19 protein-coding genes are annotated in these 19245 nt (G+C 64.7%); 1 reads left to right on the top strand and 18 read right to left on the bottom strand.

The features are described 5' to 3' along the window. Nucleotides 1–53: 53 nt before the first annotated feature. The 9 genes from AB7532_RS05795 to AB7532_RS05755 all read right to left on the bottom strand — a co-directional run bounded on the left by AB7532_RS05795 (nucleotide 54) and on the right by AB7532_RS05755 (nucleotide 8276). On the bottom strand, nucleotides 54–1226 hold the full coding sequence (locus AB7532_RS05795) for a phosphoserine transaminase (protein WP_441233859.1): 1173 nt from the start codon (nucleotides 1224–1226) through the stop codon (nucleotides 54–56). A gap of 79 nt (nucleotides 1227–1305) precedes the next feature. Continuing rightward, nucleotides 1306–1497, bottom strand: a complete 192-nt coding sequence (locus tag AB7532_RS05790) for a hypothetical protein (protein WP_441233858.1) — start codon at nucleotides 1495–1497, stop codon at nucleotides 1306–1308. Nucleotides 1498–1685: 188 nt separating this feature from the next. Beyond that, complete coding sequence (locus AB7532_RS05785) at nucleotides 1686–2150, bottom strand: N-acetyltransferase family protein (protein ID WP_441233857.1); 465 nt, start codon at nucleotides 2148–2150, stop codon at nucleotides 1686–1688. A 16-nt stretch (nucleotides 2151–2166) separates the two neighbouring features. Further along, nucleotides 2167–2757, bottom strand: coding sequence for a glutathione S-transferase family protein (locus AB7532_RS05780; protein ID WP_441233856.1), 591 nt, complete (start codon nucleotides 2755–2757; stop codon nucleotides 2167–2169). Nucleotides 2758–2826: 69 nt separating this feature from the next. After that, nucleotides 2827–3687, bottom strand: coding sequence for an outer membrane protein (locus AB7532_RS05775; protein ID WP_441239193.1), 861 nt, complete (start codon nucleotides 3685–3687; stop codon nucleotides 2827–2829). A 232-nt stretch (nucleotides 3688–3919) separates the two neighbouring features. Further along, on the bottom strand, nucleotides 3920–4753 hold the full coding sequence (locus AB7532_RS05770) for an outer membrane protein (RefSeq protein WP_441233855.1): 834 nt from the start codon (nucleotides 4751–4753) through the stop codon (nucleotides 3920–3922). 228 nt (nucleotides 4754–4981) lie between these two features. Next, nucleotides 4982–6235 carry an MFS transporter gene (locus AB7532_RS05765; protein WP_441233854.1) on the bottom strand — a complete coding sequence of 418 codons (1254 nt, stop codon included), beginning with the start codon at nucleotides 6233–6235 and terminating at the stop codon, nucleotides 4982–4984. Nucleotides 6236–6546: 311 nt separating this feature from the next. After that, a complete protein-coding gene (glmM, locus tag AB7532_RS05760; protein ID WP_441233853.1) occupies nucleotides 6547–7890 on the bottom strand; it encodes a phosphoglucosamine mutase in 1344 nt (447 codons plus the stop codon). 218 nt (nucleotides 7891–8108) lie between these two features. Continuing rightward, nucleotides 8109–8276: a hypothetical protein gene (locus tag AB7532_RS05755; RefSeq protein WP_441233852.1), complete on the bottom strand. Its 168-nt coding sequence runs from the start codon at nucleotides 8274–8276 to the stop codon at nucleotides 8109–8111. Nucleotides 8277–8380: 104 nt separating this feature from the next. On the opposite strand from AB7532_RS05755, the gene AB7532_RS05750 reads away from it, so the two are divergent. Then, nucleotides 8381–9517 (top strand): alpha-hydroxy acid oxidase, encoded by a 1137-nt coding sequence (locus tag AB7532_RS05750; RefSeq protein WP_441233851.1) that lies wholly within the window; start codon nucleotides 8381–8383, stop codon nucleotides 9515–9517. A gap of 152 nt (nucleotides 9518–9669) precedes the next feature. Here the strand turns inward: AB7532_RS05750 and AB7532_RS05745 are convergent, their stop codons facing one another. From AB7532_RS05745 to AB7532_RS05705, 9 genes are all read right to left on the bottom strand, one after another. Beyond that, entirely contained in the window at nucleotides 9670–10296 is a 627-nt protein-coding gene (locus tag AB7532_RS05745; RefSeq protein WP_441233850.1) for a hypothetical protein, read from the bottom strand. A 75-nt stretch (nucleotides 10297–10371) separates the two neighbouring features. Next, entirely contained in the window at nucleotides 10372–10998 is a 627-nt protein-coding gene (locus tag AB7532_RS05740) for a hypothetical protein (protein WP_441233849.1), read from the bottom strand. Between the two features lie 57 nt (nucleotides 10999–11055). Next, complete coding sequence (locus tag AB7532_RS05735) at nucleotides 11056–11895, bottom strand: shikimate dehydrogenase (protein ID WP_441233848.1); 840 nt, start codon at nucleotides 11893–11895, stop codon at nucleotides 11056–11058. Between the two features lie 55 nt (nucleotides 11896–11950). Beyond that, nucleotides 11951–12595: a YoaK family protein gene (locus AB7532_RS05730; protein ID WP_441233847.1), complete on the bottom strand. Its 645-nt coding sequence runs from the start codon at nucleotides 12593–12595 to the stop codon at nucleotides 11951–11953. Nucleotides 12596–12658: 63 nt separating this feature from the next. After that, a complete protein-coding gene (locus tag AB7532_RS05725; protein ID WP_441233846.1) occupies nucleotides 12659–14398 on the bottom strand; it encodes a SulP family inorganic anion transporter in 1740 nt (579 codons plus the stop codon). Between the two features lie 81 nt (nucleotides 14399–14479). Beyond that, nucleotides 14480–14752, bottom strand: a complete 273-nt coding sequence (locus AB7532_RS05720; RefSeq protein ID WP_026201995.1) for a helix-turn-helix domain-containing protein — start codon at nucleotides 14750–14752, stop codon at nucleotides 14480–14482. A gap of 307 nt (nucleotides 14753–15059) precedes the next feature. Continuing rightward, nucleotides 15060–17108: an elongation factor G gene (locus AB7532_RS05715; RefSeq protein WP_441233845.1), complete on the bottom strand. Its 2049-nt coding sequence runs from the start codon at nucleotides 17106–17108 to the stop codon at nucleotides 15060–15062. Nucleotides 17109–17274: 166 nt separating this feature from the next. Continuing rightward, the gene (locus AB7532_RS05710; RefSeq protein ID WP_441233844.1) at nucleotides 17275–17757 is read right to left on the bottom strand and encodes a DUF992 domain-containing protein; all 483 of its coding nucleotides are present in this window, start codon (nucleotides 17755–17757) and stop codon (nucleotides 17275–17277) included. A gap of 278 nt (nucleotides 17758–18035) precedes the next feature. After that, entirely contained in the window at nucleotides 18036–19238 is a 1203-nt protein-coding gene (locus AB7532_RS05705; RefSeq protein ID WP_441233843.1) for a pyridoxal phosphate-dependent aminotransferase, read from the bottom strand. Nucleotides 19239–19245 lie beyond the last annotated feature (7 nt).

Genomic DNA, 19245 nt, shown 5'->3' with positions numbered 1-19245 from the left:
CCGGATCATGCTCGTCGGTGCGTCGACCCTCCCCTCCAGGGGAGAGTAAGAACTCAGGCCGCCTTGGCCAGCGTTGCCTTGGTCTCGGCAAAGGCCCAGTCGATCCACTGCGTCAGGATCTCGACATCCTTGGCCTCGACGGTGGCGCCGCACCAGATGCGCAGGCCGGCCGGCGCATCACGGTAGTAGGCGAAGTCGTAACCGGCGCCTTCCTTCTCGATCAGCGCGACAAGCTTCTTGCTGAACTCCGCCTGCGCATCTTCGGAGAGCGAGGTGAGCGCGGGATCGGTGAACTTCAGGCACACCGAGGTGTTGGAGCGGATCGCGGCGTCCTTGGCCAGGAAGTCGATCCAGGGCGTCTTCGCCTTCCAGTCGGCGAGCACCTTGGTGTTGGCATCGGCGCGTCCGATCAGCGCCTTGAGGCCGCCGATCGACTTGGCCCAGTTCAGCGCATCGAGATAGTCCTCGACGCACAGCATCGACGGCGTGTTGATGGTCTCGCCGACGAAGATGCCTTCGTTGATCTTGCCGCCCTTGGTCATGCGGAAGATCTTCGGCAGCGGCCAGGCCGGCTTGTAGGTCTCGAGCCGCTCCACCGCGCGGGGCGACAGGATCAGCATGCCGTGCGCGGCTTCGCCGCCGAGCGCCTTCTGCCAGGAGAAGGTGACGACATCGAGCTTGGCCCAGTCGAGCGGCTGCGCGAACGCGGCCGAGGTCGCGTCGCAAATGGTCAGACCTTCGCGGGTCGCGCTGATCCAGTCGGCGTTCGGCACGCGCACGCCCGAAGTCGTGCCGTTCCAGGTGAAGATGACATCGCTCTTGGGATCGACCTTCGAGAGGTCGGGAATCTCACCATAAGCCGCGTTGAGCTTGGTGACGTCCTTGAGCTTCAATTCCTTGACGATGTCGCTGACCCAGCCCTCGCCGAAGGATTCCCAGGCGAGCGTAGTCACGGGACGTGCACCGAGCAGCGACCACAGCGCCATCTCGACCGCGCCGGTATCGGACGCCGGCACGATGCCGATGCGATAATCGGCGGGCACTTCAAGCACTTCGCGCGTCAGATCGATCGCGAGCTTGAGCTTGGTTTTGCCGACCTTCGCGCGATGCGAACGGCCGAGCGCTGCGTCCTTGAGATTTTGGGCGTTCCATCCGGGGCGCTTGGCGCAGGGGCCGGAGGAAAAATGCGGCACGTTGGGCCGCGAAGCGGGCTTCGCTACAGTCATCGTCTACCCTTCCAGATAGTAAGCCTCCCGTTGGGGGGAGGTGTCCCGCCGCGGCTGATACGGGAAACGGATAGAGTCGTCAAGAAACTTCCGGCTTCTCACGCTGGATTGATGGCGCCTCGGGTGCGATGTCGGGGGATTCGACCACGGCGAGCGCGTTCAGCAAGCCCGTGGCATCGCTGATCAATTGCGCCGCACGACGGCGGCTGCCGACCTTCAAAATGCATTTGTCATTGGCCTGCACAACGTAGTCGTTGCCGACCTTGATCATCGAATAATTTGTCATCGCAATCCCCGAACCGACCGAGCCCGGTGTCCTGACGCTGCGTAGCACCGTTCGTTCCGCAATCAACGGGAACGACGAACGGGTAGTTTATCAGCTCTTAAGATGAACGAATGCGCGATCCGATTTCGCTGAACACACAACGTTCGCGATGAGCTGCCTCAAAACGCGCCGCCTCAAAAGCGGACAGTCATGCCGACATGGCTCGATGTGAATCCCAATCGCTTGTAGAAGCGCTGCGCATCAACTCTGCTCGCATGCGTCAGTAATTCGACCAGATTGCAACCGCGTGCCTTCGCTTCGCTCACCGCCCATTGCACCAATTGCTCGCCGATGCCGCGACTGCGGCAATCGCTGGCAACGCGAACGTCCTCGAGCAGACCGCGGATGCCGCCTTGCGAGCTGATGCCTGCGAGCACGGCGAGTTGCAGACAGCCGACCACCCTGCCCTCGCTCTCGGCGACGACGAGCGTGAGATTTGGGTCGCGCTCGACCCGTTCGAACGCTTCGTAATAGACGGCAGGCAGCGGATCCTCCACCCGTTCGCGCGCGCGCCCGAGATGATCGTCGGCGAGCATCGCGATCATCGCGGGGACGTCCTCGCGGCGTGCGGGGCGGATGGAGACGGACTTGTCGTTCATATCAAGAACTCCGGACTCAACGCGCCGGCGGCAGGCAGAGAAAGGCTTCAGCCTCACCGATCCAGCGGCGGATGGCCGCATGACGGCCGAGATCGAAGCCGCCTTCGTGCGCCACGCGCGTATAGGCGAGCAGCGAGACGTCGGCGAGCGAAACCTCCTCGCCCGCGAAGAAGCGGCTGCCGGAGAGATGCTGCTCCATGCGGTCGAGCGCCGCATAGCCGCGCTTGACCTTGTCAGGATCGAGCTCGGAGGCGTCCTTGCCGAGATAGACGAGCTGGAAACGGCACACCGCGACATAGGGCTCGTGGCTGTATTGTTCCCAGAACAGCCATTCATCCATCTTGGCAGCGGCAAAGGCATCGCGCGGGATCAACGCGCTGTCGCGCGCGAGATAGCGGATGATGGCATTGGATTGCGCCAGCGTGCGGCCGTCGTCGAAGGCAACGGTCGGCACCTGGCCGGCGCCGTTCATCTTCAGGAATTCCGGCGTGCGCGTCTCGCTTTTGCGGGTGTCGATCTCGACCCACTGGTAAGGCAGCGCGAGCTTGTCGCAGACCCACTTCACCTTCAGACAATTGCCGGAATTGGTATCGCCGTAGACCTTCATGGCCGCCGCCCCATTTTGGAGCGACAGAGCATCAGGACGGAAGGAATCTGTCAACCGGTGGCGGATGGCTCAGAACTTGTAGCCGAGCCCGAGGCGCGCGTTGTTCAGCGTCACCGAGGTATTCATGACGGGAGAGAAGCGGACGTATTCGTATTCGACGCGCGCGAACAATCCGTTCCAGATGCAATATTCGAGACCGAGGCCGGCGGTCCAACCCACCGCGAACGTGTTGGTCCTGTGCTGACCCTGCGTCCCCGACTGCGCGGGAACGGGCCCCCACGCTCCCAGCGTGGTCGTCGTGTTGCCGAAGAGATCCGTCGTGGTCACGTCCGTGCGCAACTGCACATTGCTCGTCACCGTACGGTTGACGTCCATCCGACCGACGGCAGCACCCATGAATGCGTAAGGCATGAAATCGCCGCCGTCCCAACCGACGCGGCCGCGCAGCGTGATCATGTCCTTGACTTGCGCCGTCGCGGTACCCGTGAGCGCCACGGCATAGTTATTGGTAATGCCGGCGGCCCGCGTCTCGCCGGGCGGATTGACGATCACGAGCGCGTTGGAGCCGGTCGACCCCGTCGAGAGATTGCCGAAATAGCTGTAGGTGCCTTCAAGACTGAGAACGGCATCGTACCACTGCCAGTTGCGGCCGACGAAACCACCGAAATGCGTGCCTTGCGTGTTCGCTTTTTGCAGGAGCGACCACGTCGACGTCGGCCCCTGGAGCACGCTGTCGCGGAAGATGTAATTGGTCAGGCCGACCACGCTCTGGCCGAAATCGGTCGCATCGGCCGTATAGCCGGCATGGCCGCCGACATAGAAGCCGTCCCAGTTGTGGCTCGTCTTCGACAGACCGTCGGTGTAGCTGCCGCGCAGGATGGGCAGGTCCGGCATGTCGGCCGCATGCGCGACAGATACCGTCCCCAACATCGCTGCTGCCAACAAAAGCCTACGCATCGCAACGCTCCAAATCGAACTCGAACTTTCGATGCTGATCATGGCTCGTTAACCTTAACCAATGGTTGCGTCCGGCGATTTCGTCGCGGTCGAGCCATGAAAAATCCGCAAAGCAAAACGGCGCGGGATGATCCCGCGCCGTTAAGACGTCTTAAGCGATGAGGCTTGTTAAGCGGCAAGGCTTGTTGAGCAATAAGGCTTGCGATCAGCCCTTGGTGACGAGCGGCGGCATGTAGGCCGGCGCCGGGCTGTTGAGATCCCAGCGCACGCCGAGCTTGATGTCGTGCGAGGTGATGTCCCTGATCTTGATCGAGGTCGGGCCCGAAGCGCTGTTGTCGAACAGGCGGTAGTTGCCGGGCGCGCCGTCGCCGAGGTTCATGTAGCTGTAGGCCAGTTCAACCGTGAAGCCGGGGTTGACCTTGTAGGCGAGGCCGGCGTGAGCGGCCCAGGCCAAGTTCCACTTTCCGTTGTCGGCGAAGTAGGCGACGCTGTTGGACAGCACGCCACCGCTATACGACACACCGTCGTCGCGGAAGCCGCTGACCTTGTTGTAGGAGCCGCCGACACCGGCGCCGATGAACGGGGTGATGCACCACCAGGTGCCGAGGTCGACATAGGCGTTGGCCATCACGACCCACTCGGACTTGCTGCCGGAGTAGTTGTTGACGCCGACGAAGCCGGGGCCGACGACGTTGTCGCTGCCGTGCAGATTGGATCTGCCACGGTACTGGCCGATCACGTCCGCGCGGAACCAGTTGTTGAAGCGATAGCCGGCGCCGAGATCGAACAGTCCCGCCGAGTCGAAGCCGAGGCCTTCCGTCGTCTTCGAATAACCCGCCGGCAAGGCGCCATCGATGCTCTTGGCGCGCTGGTTGGTCATGCCGACGTCGCCGCGGAGATACCAGCCGCCGAAATCGGCGGGCGGAGCCGGCGGCGCGTACATGGGAGGGGGCGCCGCGATCGGCATATCGGCGGCGAACGCCATCGACGAGATCAGGGATGCCGCACCCGCGGCAAGGAGAGACTTAACGCTACGCATTGGCTTCGTCCTTATGGCCGGTGAGGCTCAATACGAGTGCCTCACGTTCTGGAAACTCACAGGCGGGACGATCGCACCAAATGTTTAAGCGCCACTTAACCCTAATTTTTAAGGTTGATTTTTTCTGACCGCACACGCGGATGCCGCGCGAGCGTTGCAAAAATGCGGCAGGTGCACGCCGCAATTGCTAACGATTGATGAAGCCGCAACGCAGCGAAGACAGATTTGTTAACGCGCGTGCTGCGGCAGCTTGGGCAGGAACACGGCAAGAAGCCCGATCGCCGGCAAATAGGCGCAGACCTGGTAGACGAACGCGATCGAGGTGTGATCGGCGAGCTTGCCGAGCACGGCGGCACCCAGGCCGCCGATGCCGAAGGCAACGCCGAAGAACACGCCGGAGATCATGCCGAAGCGATGCGGCACCAGCTCCTGTGCGAACACGATGATCGACGACGTCGTCGAGGAGATGATCAGGCCGATGATCACCGACAACACCGCGCTCACGGTGAGCCCGGCATAGGGCAGCGCCAGCGTGAACGGCAGCGCGCCGAGGATCGAGATCCAGATCACGATCTTGCGGCCGAAGCGATCGCCTAAGGGGCCCCCGAGAAACGCGCCGACCGCGTTCGCCGCAAGGAAGATGAAGAGATACATCTGGGCGGCCTGCGTCGACACGCCGAAGCGGTCGATCAGATAGAAGATGTAGTAGCTCGACAGGCTGGAGACGTAGAGCTGCTTCGAAAACAGCAGCGCCACGAGCACGAGGAGCGCGATCTTGACATGGCGCGAGCTCGGCGCGTCCGGATGGGCGGGAGCTGCCACCGTTGTCTTCGCCTTGATCTGCGGTTCGTACCAACGGCCGATGCGCCAGAGGATGACGATCGCGAGGAACGCGATCGAGGAAAACCAGGCGATGCTGCCCTGCCCGAACGGCACGACGATCAGCGCGGCGAGCACCGGCCCCATCGAGGTGCCGAAACTGCCGCCGAGCTGAAACACCGATTGCGCAAAACCGTAGCGGCCGCCGGAGGCGAGCCGCGCGATGCGCGCCGATTCCGGATGAAACACCGCCGAGCCGAGGCCGACGAAGGCCGCCGCGACGAGGATGATGAGATATTGGTGCGCGACGCTGAGCAGCAGCAGGCCGAAGAAGGTCGAGGCCATGCCGATCGACAGCGAATAAGGCTGCGCCTTCTTGTCGGTGTAATGCCCGACCACCGGTTGCAGCAGCGACGCCGTGAACTGGAAGGCCAGCGTGATCATGCCGATCTGCGCGAAGTCGAGCGCGTAGGTGTCCTTCAGGATCGGATACACCGAGGCGATCAGCGACTGCATGGTGTCGTTGAGGAAGTGCGAGAAGCTGATGCCGGCGAGCACGATATAGGCCGGCCCCGCAGCCTTTGCCGCCGCGGCAGGCGCGACGTCAGCGACGATGACCGGCTCGGTCAGCGTTTCCTGGGAGACAATGACAGGCTTGTTCAATGCAGCGACCCCGGCGCGGCGAACCGCCGCACTCGCTGAATACGATGCATGCGGCGGTGGAACCACCGTCAATCGCAAATGGCTGGAATGCGCGGGTCCTACCCTCTCCGCGAGCCCGGAATCGTAGGGTGGGCAAAGGCGCACTTGCGCCGTGCCCACGATCTCTCCGATACAACGACCGACGCGTGGGCACGCTCCGCTTTGCCCACCCTAGGAAGCTCGTAGCCCGGATGGAGCGTAATCCGGGGCCTTGATCGCCTGCTGCACGAATCCCGGATTTCGCTGCGCTCCATCCGGGCTACGATCGTGCCCTAGGCCGCCGCCTGCCCGAGCGCCGAGACAATGGTGTCGACGACGTCCTCGACCAGCATGCGGTCTTCGCCTTCGCCCATGACGCGGATCACGGGCTCGGTGCCGGAGGAGCGGATCAGCAGGCGGCCGTGGCCGTTGAGGCGCTTCTCGCCGTCGGAGATGGCGGACTTGACGTCGGAATCGTCGAGCGGCTTGCCACCCTTGTGGCGGACGTTCTTAAGGATCTGCGGCAGCGGATCGAAGCGGTGGCAGACTTCCGACACCGGCCGGCGCGATTTCTGCACCACGGCCAGCACCTGCAATGCGGCCACGAAGCCGTCGCCGGTGGTGGCATAGTCGGACAGGATGATGTGGCCGGACTGCTCGCCGCCGAGATTGTAGCCGCCGCTCAGCATCTGCTCGAGCACGTAGCGATCGCCGACCGGCGTGCGCACGAGATCGAGCCCCTGCCCCTTCAGGAAGCGCTCGAGGCCGAGATTGGACATCACGGTGGCGACGATGCCGGGACGCGAAAGGCGTCCGTCTTCCTTCCAGCTCTGCGCGATCACCGCCAGCAGCTGGTCGCCGTCGACGACATGGCCGCGCTCGTCAACCAGGATGACGCGATCGGCGTCACCGTCGAGCGCAATGCCGATGTCGGCGCGCATCTCGCGTACCTTGCGCGACAGCGCTTCCGGCGAGGTGGAGCCGCAATCCTTGTTGATGTTGAAGCCGTCGGGCTCGACGCCGATCGGCACGACGTCGGCGCCCAGTTCCCACAGCGCCTCCGGCACTACCTTGTAGGCGGCGCCGTTGGCGCAATCGATCACGACGCGCAGGCCGTCGAGCGAAAGATCGCGCGGCAGCGTGCGCTTAGCGAATTCGATGTAGCGGTCATGCACGCCGTCGATACGGCGGGCGCGACCGAGGCTCGCACTTTGTGCGAGGCGCTTGTCAATGGGCTCGTCGAGCAGCAGCTCGATCTGCTTCTCGACGTCATCGGACAGCTTGAAGCCCTGCGGTCCGAACAGCTTGATGCCGTTGTCCTCGAACAGATTGTGCGAGGCCGAAATCATGACGCCGAGGTCGGCGCGCATCGACTTGGTCAGCATCGCGACCGCCGGCGTCGGCATCGGGCCGACCAGCAGCACGTCCATGCCGACCGAGGTGAAGCCCGCGACCATCGCGTATTCGATCATGTAGCCGGACAGGCGGGTGTCCTTGCCGATCACGACCCGGTGGCGGTGGTCGCCGCGCTGAAACGCGAGGCCGGCGGCCTGGCCGACCTTGAGCGCGAGCTCCGGCGTGATCAGTCCGTTGGCGCGGCCCCGAATCCCGTCCGTCCCGAAATATTTGCGACTCATATCGTCCCCCGAGCAACAACCAGGAATCCCCACGACAACCTCCGGGTGCCCGAGCGGGCCCCGCATCCCTGATTTGCTGAGGTCTTATAAAGCCTTCGCGGCTAACTTGGCTTCAAAAAATATGATGAATCATTACGGAACCGGGGACAGTCCGCCCGGGTAACCTGTTGTTAATATTATATTTCCGGTCCATGTGCGGACGTGGAGCGGAACCCGCCCTAGCCGGAGCGCTTCACATGGCCGTCGCCGCGGCTCGGCGCGGGCTGGGTGACGTTGACGGGATCGGAGCCCGGAAAGGTCTCCTCCAGGCCCTCTTCCAGAGCATTCTCGAGATCCTGCTTCTCCTTGATCTCTTCCGGCGTCGGCTGGCTGTGCGGTTTGCTCATGGCGCCCTCTTCGCAAACGATTTGGCTGTGCATCCAACCATGCTAGATGACCCTTCAATCTTCTGATGCAAGCCTTCTGAGAAAGACGGGCCGGGGGAACGTTCATGAAGCACATCACCTGTATCGACGACCTACGCACACTGCATCAGCGCCGTGTGCCGAAGGCGTTCTTCGACTATTGCGACCGCGGCTCCTATGCCGAGGAAACGCTGCGCGCCAACCGCGACGACATGCAGAACATCAAGTTCCGCCAGCGCATCCTGGTCGACGTTTCCAGGCGCGACACCTCGACCACGATCCTCGGCGAGCCCTCGACCATGCCGCTGATCCTCGCGCCCGTCGGCCTGCTCGGCATGCAGCATGGCGACGGCGAAATCCACGCCTGCCGCGCCGCGCAGGCCGCCGGCATCCCGTTCACGCAATCGACGATGTCGATCTGCTCGATCGAGGACATCGCCGCCAATGTCGAGAAGCCGTTCTGGTTCCAGCTCTACGTCATGAAGGACCGCGGCTTCATCAAGGCGCTGATCGAGCGCGCGATCGCGGCGAAGTGCTCGGCGCTGGTGCTGACCGTCGATCTCCAGGTGATCGGACAGCGCCACCAGGACATCAAGAACGGCATGACCGTGCCGCCGGAATGGTCGCTGTCAAAGCTGATCGATTTCGCCACCAAGCCGGCCTGGGTGTCGGGCGTGCTGCAGGGCAAGCGCCGCACCTTCGGCAATCTCGCCGGTCATCTCAAGGTCAGCGACGACATCACCTCGCTGTCGACCTGGATCAACTCGCAGTTCGACACCTCGCTGAACTGGAGCGACATCGAGTGGATCCGCTCGATCTGGCCGGGCAAGCTGGTGCTGAAAGGCATTCTCGACGTCGAGGACGCCGAGCTCGCCGCGAAGACCGGCGCACAGGCGATCGTGGTCTCCAACCATGGCGGCCGCCAGCTCGACGGCGCGCCGTCCTCGATCGAGGTGCTGCCCGAGATCGTCGATGCGATCGGCGACAAGATGGAGATCATGTTCGACGGCGGCATCCGTTCCGGCCAGGACGTGACGCGCGCGCTCGCGCTCGGCGCCAAATCCTGCATGATCGGCCGCGCCTATGCGTACGGCCTCGGTGCCGGCGGCCAGGCCGGCGTCGCCAAGGCGATCGAGATCATCCAGAAGGAGCTGCTGACCACGATGGGCCTGTGCGGCGTCAACACGGTCGACGAGATCGACGATCATATCATTGCGGTCTAACCGCAACGGCAGTGCCGCAGGGTGGGTTAGCTCAGCGGATGCGCGAAGCGCAGTCCGTTGAGCGTAACCCACCAACTTCGGTCCGCATTTGCGGAAGCATGGTGGATACGGCTTCGCCTAACCCACCCTACGAGTTCAGCGCCCGCACGCCCTCACATCGGCGGCGTAATCCCGTCGCGCCCCACGTTCACCCGGTTCGCTTCCAGCGAGCCGTCGTCCTTCTTTGCCGCGCCGAAGATGATCAGCTTCGCGCCGGGCTTGATCTCCGACTTGTCGCTGGCGATGAAGGTCACGATCGGCGTGTCCGGCGGCACCACGACTTTCTTCTCGCCGTCCTTGTACTTCACCGCGATGTTCTGGCCGTCGGTGCCCTTCACCGTCTGCGCGACGGTGGCGTTGGTCATGGTGGAGTTGGTGCGCGCGTCCCAGGGGCGGAAACCTTCAGCGGCGCCGCGCTGGTTCTCCGGAAAGATATGCACGGCAATGGCTTTCTGCGTGCCGTCGGGCTCGGGCATGCCGGTGACGCCGATATAGGAACCGTCCTTGATCTCCGACAAAGACGTCTTCACCACGGCGAAGACCGCGACGTTGTCGGTCATCTTCACCTTCACGTCGCTGCCTTCACGGGTCTTGATGGCCAGCGTGTTGCCGTCGACGCTCTCGATCGTGCCGCGGATGCGGACCGTCGGCGCCTGCTGCGCCGAGACCGATGATGTCACGATGCAGGCGGCAAATGCGGCCACGACGAGATGTGGCACCAGATTGTTCAGCTTCGGCATGACTGTCCCTCCAGGGTGTTGCGGTGGTCAAACACGGCAACCCCGTGAGACCACCGCTATTCCCGGCTGTAACAATCACATCGGCGGGGTCAGGCCGTCGCGGCCGACGCTGACGCGGTTGGTCTCGAACGAGCCGTCCGGCAACTGCTTCATGAAGGCGATCACCTTGGCGCCGGCCTTCAGGTCGGATTTGTCGCCGGGCACGAAGGTCACCACCGGCGTGTTGTCGGCGACGAACACCTTCTTCTCGCCGTCCTTGTACTTGACCAGTAGCGTATGGCCGTCATTGCCGACGACACTCTCCGACACCGTGGCATTGGTCATGCTGGAGTTCGGCTTGAGGTCGTAGGGCCGCGAGCCTTCGCCGGTGCCGCGCATGTTTTCCGGAAACACGTGAACCTCGACCGCGTTCTGGCCGCCGTCCGGTCCCGGCACGGTGGTGGCACCGACGAAGGAGCCGACTTTGATGTCAGCGAGTGAAATTTTGGTAATGCCCGACACGTTCACGTCAGAGGCGATGTGCAGCTTGACGTCCTCGCCGGTGCGCGACTTGACCTGCATGGTGTCGCCGTTGACGCTCTCGATCGTGCCGCGCACGCGCGTCGGCACCGGCGCCCTTTGCGCGACGGCGCAGATGGTGGACGCAGCCACCATCGCGACGGCGATGAGCGGGCGTGTGAAAGTTGCTCGTTGAATGGTCATGAAAGTCTCCGGTTGTCCCCACCGAAGAGAGAACGCCGCAGACCGCGCACTATTCTCTCAAGTCTTTGTGAGATCGGCCTCGACCAGCGCGCGCAGCTCGGCCGTCACCTGCGGCCGCTGACCGAACCACAGCTCGAAGCCGCGCACCGCCTGATGCAACAGCATGCCGAGCCCGTCTGCGGTCTTCAGCCCGCGCGCCTGTGCAGCCGCCAGCAGCGGCGTCACCAGCGGGACGTAGACGAGATCGGCGACGACGGCAGCGTCCGGCAGGCGCGCGACATCGACATCGAGTGTGGGCTGGCCGTGCATACCGAGCGAGGTCGTGTTCACGAGAAGTTTTGCGCGCGGCAGCACGTCGTTGATCCCGTCCCACGTAACAGGAAGCACGTTCGGTCCGAACTGTCCTGCGAGTGTCTCGGCCCGCGCGATGGTGCGATTGGCGAGATGGATGCGCTTGACCCCGCGCTCGCGCAGGCCGAACACCACCGCGCGCGAGGAGCCGCCGGCACCGAGCACCAGCGCCTCGTCGGCGGCATCCCAACCGGGCGCGCTGGCATCGAGATTGCCGAGAAAGCCCTCGACGTCGGTGTTGGTCGAGCGCAACTCGCCGTCTGCGAACCACAGCGTATTGGCGGCGCCGACCGCCTGCGCGCGCGCATCCGGCGTCGACAGTGCCAGCACGGCTTCCTTGTGCGGAATGGTGACGTTCGCGCCGACGAAGCCGCGCAGCGGCAGCCGCAGCACGAAGTCGCGCAAATCATCCGGCGGAACCGCCTCGATGACATAGCCGCCCTCGATCCCGAGCGTGCGCAGCCAGTAATGATGGATCAGCGGCGAGCGCGAATGCGCGGCCGGCCATCCGATCAAGCAGGCAGCGGGCGTCTTGGGCGCGGTCATCTTTCCCCCGGAGCGTAACGTTGGAGGCGATCCATTTCGCGTCCCGCCGGCTCTGTCAAGCGCGCGGGCGCCGCGTCGCCACGGCCACGATCGCGGCCAGCACCAGCGCCGCACCCGCGGCGAACCAGATCGCGGCAAGGCTGATCCTGATATAGACGAGCGCGCCGGACGCCGAGCCCACGACCAGCGCCGCCCACAGCAGGAGATTCGGCGCCCAGCTCCAGCGTGGCCCCCCGGTGAGGCTCACCGCAAGCAGTTGGCCGACCTTGACCAGCGCGCCCGTGACATAAGTGAGCCCGAGGCCGGCGCCGCCGTCGATCTGGAACACGGCATTCTCCAGACCCATTGCCAGCACGATGGCGGCGATCGCGATATTGGGCAGGCCATAGGCATGGCAAAGCCCCGCGCCCGCCAGCAGCACCGCTTCGATGAGGAGCAGCCATGGCTGCCGCTCGGTGCCGCCGCCGAGCACGACGAGGCTGCCGACGGCTGCGCCCGCGACGAACAGCGCGATCAGGCCGAGGGCGCCGGCGGCCTGCCACCATTGGGCCTCCGCAAGACTGACGCCGAGGCGCGTGGAGTTGCCGCTCATGAAGGAGACGAACAGACCGCCGAGATGCAGAAAGCCGATGCCGTCGACATAGCCCGCGAGCATGCTGAGCGCGCAGGCCAGCGCGATATTGCGACCCGAATTGAGCATTTGATGCACCACCGCCGTGACGCGGCAGTGTCGTTCAAATCGGAACGCTTGAGAAGTGCGCGGCTAGCTTGCGACAGCGGCGAGCCCGCCGCCCTTGATGTCAGCGACCGCGCGCGCGATGGTCTCGCGATAATGCGCATGCGGCTCCGTGACGCCATGGGTCAGCAACGCCTCGCGGACCGAGGGCGAGGCGCCGGTGATGAACAGCGGAATGCCCTGGCGGTGCGCCTTGGCGGCGACGCGGCCGAGCACGTTGGCGGCGGTCGAATCCAGGAACGGCACCGCGGCGAAATCGACCACGAAGCCTTTACGCTTGTCGGCGATGCCATCGAGCACGTTGCCGATCGCGGACGCCGCACCGAAGAAGAACGCGCCGGTGATGCGATAGACCAGCACGTCGCGATCGACCGCGAGCGCGGGATCGTAAGGCACGCGCTCGCCATTGCCGTCATCGGGACGGTCGTCCGCCACCAGTGGTGGGCGCTCCTCGATGCCGGTCATCTCCGCCATGCGATGGATGAACAGCACCGCCCCCAGCGCGAAGCCGACCAGGATGCCTTCGGTGAGATCTCGGAAGATCGTCAGCAGGAAGGTTGCGAGCAGCACGATTGCATCGCCCCAGGACGAGCGCAGCAGCGTCGCGAATTCGTGCTTCTCCGCCATGGTCCAGGACACCACGACGAGCACGGCGGCGAGCGCGGCGAGCGGGATGTAGCTTGCGAGCGGCGCCGCGACCAGCATGAACAGCAACAGGAACACCGCATGCAGCATGCCCGCCAGCGGGCCGCGCGCGCCGGCCCGGATGTTGGTGGCGGTGCGCGCGATCAGGCCGGTGACGCAGATGCCGCCGAACAGCGCCGAGCCGATATTGGCCGCGCCCTGCGCCACCAGCTCGCAATTGGAGCGATGACGGCGGCCGGTCATGCCGTCGGCCACCACCGCCGACAGCAGCGATTCGATCGCGGCCAGCAGGGCGAACGAGATCGCATCCGGCAGCACTGCTTTCGCCTTATCGAGCGAAAACGCGGGCAACGCCGGGGACGGCAATTCGCGCGGGATGCCGCCGAAGCGCGAGCCGATGGTTTCGACCGGCAGCGCGAACACTGCACACACGACGGCCGCGAATACGACCGCGATCAGGATGCCGGGCCAGGATGGCCGCCAGATCCGCAAGCCAGCGATGATGGCGATGCTGACGAGTGCGACGGCAACCGCCGACGGATTGACGGTGTGCAGGCCTCCCGCCAGTGCGACCAGCTTTGGCACGAATTCGCTCGGCTCTTTACCGGCGAGCGTAATGCCCGAGAGATCGCGGAGCTGGCTGGAAAAGATGATCACGGCGATGCCGGCGGTGAATCCGACCGTGACGGGATAGGGAATGAACTTGATGTAGGTGCCGATGCGCAGGAGGCCCGCAGCGATCAGGATCATGCCCGCCATCATGGTGGCGAGGATTACGCCGTCGACGCCATGCCGCTCCGCAGTCACCGCGACCAGCACGATGAAGGCGCCCGCGGGACCGCCGACCTGGAAACGGCTGCCGCCGAGCAGCGACACGATGAACCCGCCGACGACGGCGGTGTAGAGCCCGCGATCCGGCGTCACGCCCGAGGCGATCGCGATCGCCATCGACAACGGCAGCGCGACGATCGCAACCGTGAGACCCGCAAAGACGTCGGCGCGAAAGTCCGCAACGCCGTAGCCTTCACGCCAGACGGTGATGAGTTTTGGCAGATACAGTTCGGCAAAGGTCGGCTGACGCAGCCGATGCAGCCCGCTTTGGTGATCGCCTGTGATACTCATTGCCCCACAATGCTCCGGTGCATCGTGCGGCGCGTGCGACGATGCGCTAGCTCATCCTGATCCCGAGCACGACCGACGCGATCATGCCCCGACGCGGCGCGGCGGCCCCGGCTCCTTCAGGCGAACGCCCCGTCCGCCGCTATCGCTGCGAACCTGCTCGCCGATCAGCTCGACGCCGGCCCGATCGAACGCCTCGACCACCTTGATCAAGGTCTCGACCACGCCGCGCACATTGCCGGTCGAGGCCTCCATCCGCTGGATGGTCGGCAACGATACGCCGGCAAGCTCGGCCAGGGTTTTCTGGTCGATGCCAAGCAGCGCGCGGGCTGCCCGCATCTGGAACGAGGTGATCACCTTGGCCTCACGTGTCAGCGATTATGAGTGATATCTGATACATATACAATGATGTAAAATACATCATCTGAGACAGAGCGCAACAACCCTCCTCCGTCATTGAGGAGCGCAGCGACGAAGCAATCCAGAATCCCGCCGCGGAAAGACTCTGGATTGCTTCGCTGCGCTCGCAATGACGCGTGGAGAGAGTGTGACGCGCCAAATGAAGCGCGGTACTCGCGGACGCAGCCCCTCACCACACCCTCTCCCCGTGAAGAACGGGGAGAGGGTGTGAGAGAATGGTGCGTCCCTTACTGCGCGAAACCGATCACGCCGCGTGCTGGTGCGCTGCGATGATCTGGTCGGCTGCGCGGCCCGTGACTTCGGCCATGTGGTCGAACGTTCGCGTAAAACTGCCCGCACCGGCGGTGGCTGAACGCAGCTCGACGATCAGCTCCCCGATCTCCGCTTCCGGCATCATGGCGCGGACGCAGTCCCAGCCGCTCCAGCCGTCGCGGGTGTCGAAGCCGAGGATCTGGCCGCGCCGCGCCGACAGGATCGCGTTGATCTTGGCGGTGGCGTCGGTCGGACAGACGATCTCGACCACGTGGATCGGCTCCAGCAACACCGACTGGCATTGCGGCAGGCCCTCGTTGAGCCCGACCCGCGCCGCCGTGCGGAAGGCGAGGTCGGAGGAATCGACGCTGTGATAGGAGCCGTCGGTCAGCGTCACCTGCAAATCGGTCACGGGGAAACCGAGCGGACCGCGCGTCAATCCGTCGACGACACCTTCTTCCACTGCGCCGATGTAGTTGCGCGGCACGGCGCCGCCGACCACCTTCTCGGCGAACTTGAAGCCCTCGCCGCGCGGCAGCGGCTTGATGTCGAGCACGACGTCGCCGAACTGGCCGTGGCCGCCGGACTGCTTCTTGTGGCGGCCGCGCTGGACGATCGGCTTGCGGATGGTCTCCTGGTAGCCGATCGCGGGCGGATGCGAGGCGATCTTGACGCCGAAGCGGTCGCGCAGCCGCTCGCTCGCCACACGCAGATGCATCTCGCCCTGCCCCCATAACACGGTGTCGTGGGTCTGGGCGTTCATCACGAAGACGAGCGAGGGATCCTCCTCGTGCAGCCGCATCAGCGCCTGACCGAGCTTAACGTCGTCCTTGCGATCGGTGGACGCGACCGAGATCGCGAGCACCGGCGGCGTCGGCTCGCCGGCTGCGAGCGCCGCCGGCGGGGCCTTGCCGCTGGAGACGGTATCGCCGGTCTTGACGGGATCGAGCTTGGCGAGCGCCACCGTGTCGCCGGCTTCCGCCGCGGCACGCTTGGTCTCGTAGGCTCCGCTGACGGCGAGGATGCCGGAGATGCGGCCCGCGCCGCCGGAGGCGGATTGCAGCGTGGCGCCGTCGTCGAGATGGCCGGCGAGCAGCCGCGTCAACGACAGCTTGCCGCCATGCTGCGAGTGCAGCGTCTTGAACACGAAGCCGAGCGCGTCCTTGCTCTCGGGGACGCCGAGACGTTTCGCGGTCTCCGCTATTCCCGGCGCCTCGTGGCGCAACGCCTTCATCAGGCGCAGCACGCCGTTCTCGCGCGCGGCAGCGCCCAGCAGCACAGGGCAGATCAGCCCTTCACGCAATTCACGGGCGAGGTCGTCGAACACGGCATCGCGCGGCGGCTGGATGTCCTCGAGCAACTGCTCCATCAGGGCGTCGTCGTGGTCGGCAAGCTTCTCCAGCATCGAGAAGCGCGCCTCCTTCTCGCGATCGAGATTACCGCCTTCGAGCGCGACCACCTCGGAGGCCTTGTGCTCGCGATAGACGAACGCACGTTCCAGCGCGAGATCGACAAAGCCCTCGATCAGCTCGCCCTTCCAGATCGGAATCTGGCGCAGCACCAGCGGCACGCGCGAGGCGGGCTGCAGCATGGCGAGCGTCTCGCGGATGCGCTTGTTGGCGCGGTCGATCTTGTTGAGGAACAGGAAACGCGGGATCTTCAGCTCCTCCAGCTCGCGCAGGATGATCTGAAGCTGCGGCAGCTTCTTCTCGTCGGCCTCGCAGACCACGATCGCGGCGTCGACCGCAGGCAGCGCGGCGCGCATGTCGTGGGCGAACTCGACGGAACCGGGACAATCCAGGAAGGTGTAGCTGTCGCCCATGAAACTCGTGGTGGCGGCAGTGAGGCCGACGCTCATTTTGTGATGACGGGCCTCGGGCGTGGCGTCGCCGACCGATGTTCCGGCGTCCACGCTGCCAGCGCGCGGGATTGCGCCCGTTCGCGCCAATATTGCTTCGAGAAGTGTGGTTTTACCGCTCTGGAAAGGGCCCACCAGCGCAATGCACCGTGGACCTCGGGGACTTCTGACGTCTTGTCCCATTTCGCCGCCTCCTTGGTATGGAGCTCGGCCCATGATTGGGTCGGCAGGTGCAGATGCTCTGCCCGTCCCAAGAGTTTGGCAAGCGTCAAAAATCGCTGCGCTGCGTCCTTGTGATCGCGCCGGCGGAACGGCGCGATACACATACGCAATCGTTAACGGCCAGTTCTTATCGACCGGGGCGAAGTTCCAGGCTCTCCAGACCCGCGGCGACGTTGAGGCCGACCTGGCCCTGCACGCTGAGCGGCTGGAGCGAGATCGAATTATTGGAGCCACCGACCAGCACGTTGCCGCCGACACCGACGCCGAGCGAGGCGCTGCCCTGCGCGCCCGCATAATTGCCCGAGAGATCGCCGGGGCCGAGCCGGTCGACCGGCGCGAACACGCCCCAGGCCAGCGAGGTCTCCTGGGTGATGCCGATATCGAGGCCCACCTTGCGGATGGTCGCGACGTAGCGATCTTCCGGCAGGCCGTCGGCGCGCAGGACGCAGCCGAGATTGGTCACCGAGCCCACGATGAAGCCGACGCTGGCGCCGCCGCGGCATTCGAGCACGCCAACCCGCACCATCCGCTGCTGCTGAGCGTCGCTGTTGGCGACGGAGGCAACGAGGCTGACCGCAGTGAGCCCGGCGAAGATGAACGAACGGCGCATGAATGTCTCCGGCGATAATGTGATGCGAGCAGAGCGGGCGCGGCACACGCCGCGCGATGGTCTATGCCACAAGAGCGATGGGGGTGCCAGCTCCTCCGTCATTGCGAGCGGAGCGAAGCAATCCAGAGTCTTTCCGCGGAGGGATTCTGGATTGCTTCGCTCCGCTCGCAATGACGGGGATAGAGCGGTGCGCCTCTTGCCCTGAGCAAATCTTCACCTGCCAGAACAAAAAAGGCCCGCCGAAGCGGGCCTTTCCAATTCGCACTGTCGCGACAGGCTTACCGCAGATTACCGCAGAAGCGCTGGATGCGCTTGCAGGCGTCTTCGAGGTCGGAGGTCTTGGTCGCGTAGGAGATGCGGAATGCCGGGCCGAGGCCGAAGGCCGAACCCTGCACCACGGCGACGCCTTCGGTTTCCAGGAGCTCGGTCACGAAGGTCTCGTCGTTGTCGATCACCTTGCCCGACGGCGCGGTCTTGCCGATCGTGCCGGCGCAGGACGGGTAAACGTAGAACGCGCCTTCGGGACGCGGGCACTCGATACCCTTGGCCTGGTTGAGCATGGAGACGACGAGGTCGCGGCGCTCCTTGAACACCTTGTTGTTGGCGGGAATGAAATCCTGCGGACCGTTCAGCGCTTCGACCGCAGCCCACTGCGCGATCGACGACGGGTTCGAGGTCGACTGCGACTGGATCGTCGACATCGCCTTGATCAGCTGCGCGGGACCACCGGCATAACCGATGCGCCAGCCGGTCATGCAATAGGCCTTCGACACACCGTTCACGGTGAGCGTGCGGTCGTAGAGTTTCGGCTCGACCTGCGCGACGGTGGTGAACTGGAAGTCGTCATAGACGAGATGCTCGTACATGTCGTCGGTCATCACCCAGACATTCGGATGCCTGACCAGCACGTCGGTGAGCGCCTTCAGTTCGGTCCTGGTGTAGGCGGCGCCCGTCGGGTTCGACGGCGAGCACAGGATCACCCATTTGGTCTTCGGCGTGATCGCGCGCTCGAGCGCATCGGCCTGGAGCTTGAAGCCGGTCGCGGCGGTGCAGACCACCGACACCGGCTCGCCGCCGGCGAGCGCCACCATCTCGGGATAGCTGACCCAGTACGGCGCGGGGATGATCACCTCGTCGCCCGGATTGATGGTCGCCATCAGCGCGTTGTAGAGCACCTGCTTGCCGCCGGTGCCGACGATGATCTGGTTCGGCTTGTAGACGACGCCGTTCTCGCGCTGAAACTTCGCGATGATGGCTTCCTTCAACTCGGGGATGCCGTCGACCGCGGTGTACTTGGTCTTGCCGGCTTCGATGGCGTGGATCGCGGCCAGCTTGATGTTGGCGGGCGTGTCGAAGTCAGGCTCGCCGGCGCCGAGGCCGATGACGTTGCGGCCCGCCGCTTTCAGCGCGCGTGCTTTATCCGTGACCGCGATGGTTGCGGACGGCTTCACACGGTCGAGCGCAGCGGCAAGGAAGGGCATCGTCATC

It is taken from the genome of Bradyrhizobium sp. 930_D9_N1_4, assembly GCF_052076015.1.
Classification (GTDB): Bacteria; Pseudomonadota; Alphaproteobacteria; order Rhizobiales; family Xanthobacteraceae; genus Bradyrhizobium.
The sequence above is the reverse complement of the archived record's forward strand: the minus strand, read 5'-3'. Positions and strand labels throughout refer to the sequence as shown.

Excerpts from the sequence above, each read along its gene's own strand:
- glmM (WP_441233853.1), bottom strand. The coding sequence starts at position 7,890 with ATGAGTCGCAAATATTTCGGGACGGACGGGATTCGGGGCCGCGCCAAC.
- AB7532_RS05740 (WP_441233849.1), bottom strand. The coding sequence starts at position 10,998 with ATGACCATTCAACGAGCAACTTTCACACGCCCGCTCATCGCCGTCGCG.
- AB7532_RS05725 (WP_441233846.1), bottom strand. The coding sequence starts at position 14,398 with ATGAGTATCACAGGCGATCACCAAAGCGGGCTGCATCGGCTGCGTCAG.
- AB7532_RS05790 (WP_441233858.1), bottom strand. The coding sequence starts at position 1,497 with ATGATCAAGGTCGGCAACGACTACGTTGTGCAGGCCAATGACAAATGC.
- AB7532_RS05785 (WP_441233857.1), bottom strand. The coding sequence starts at position 2,150 with ATGAACGACAAGTCCGTCTCCATCCGCCCCGCACGCCGCGAGGACGTC.
- AB7532_RS05710 (WP_441233844.1), bottom strand. The coding sequence starts at position 17,757 with ATGCGCCGTTCGTTCATCTTCGCCGGGCTCACTGCGGTCAGCCTCGTT.
- AB7532_RS05745 (WP_441233850.1), bottom strand. The coding sequence starts at position 10,296 with ATGCCGAAGCTGAACAATCTGGTGCCACATCTCGTCGTGGCCGCATTT.
- AB7532_RS05750 (WP_441233851.1), top strand. The coding sequence starts at position 8,381 with ATGAAGCACATCACCTGTATCGACGACCTACGCACACTGCATCAGCGC.
- AB7532_RS05795 (WP_441233859.1), bottom strand. The coding sequence starts at position 1,226 with ATGACTGTAGCGAAGCCCGCTTCGCGGCCCAACGTGCCGCATTTTTCC.
- AB7532_RS05775 (WP_441239193.1), bottom strand. The coding sequence starts at position 3,687 with ATGTTGGGGACGGTATCTGTCGCGCATGCGGCCGACATGCCGGACCTG.
- AB7532_RS05715 (WP_441233845.1), bottom strand. The coding sequence starts at position 17,108 with ATGGGACAAGACGTCAGAAGTCCCCGAGGTCCACGGTGCATTGCGCTG.
- AB7532_RS05730 (WP_441233847.1), bottom strand. The coding sequence starts at position 12,595 with ATGCTCAATTCGGGTCGCAATATCGCGCTGGCCTGCGCGCTCAGCATG.
- AB7532_RS05755 (WP_441233852.1), bottom strand. The coding sequence starts at position 8,276 with ATGAGCAAACCGCACAGCCAGCCGACGCCGGAAGAGATCAAGGAGAAG.
- AB7532_RS05735 (WP_441233848.1), bottom strand. The coding sequence starts at position 11,895 with ATGACCGCGCCCAAGACGCCCGCTGCCTGCTTGATCGGATGGCCGGCC.
- AB7532_RS05770 (WP_441233855.1), bottom strand. The coding sequence starts at position 4,753 with ATGCGTAGCGTTAAGTCTCTCCTTGCCGCGGGTGCGGCATCCCTGATC.
- AB7532_RS05705 (WP_441233843.1), bottom strand. The coding sequence starts at position 19,238 with ATGCCCTTCCTTGCCGCTGCGCTCGACCGTGTGAAGCCGTCCGCAACC.
- AB7532_RS05780 (WP_441233856.1), bottom strand. The coding sequence starts at position 2,757 with ATGAAGGTCTACGGCGATACCAATTCCGGCAATTGTCTGAAGGTGAAG.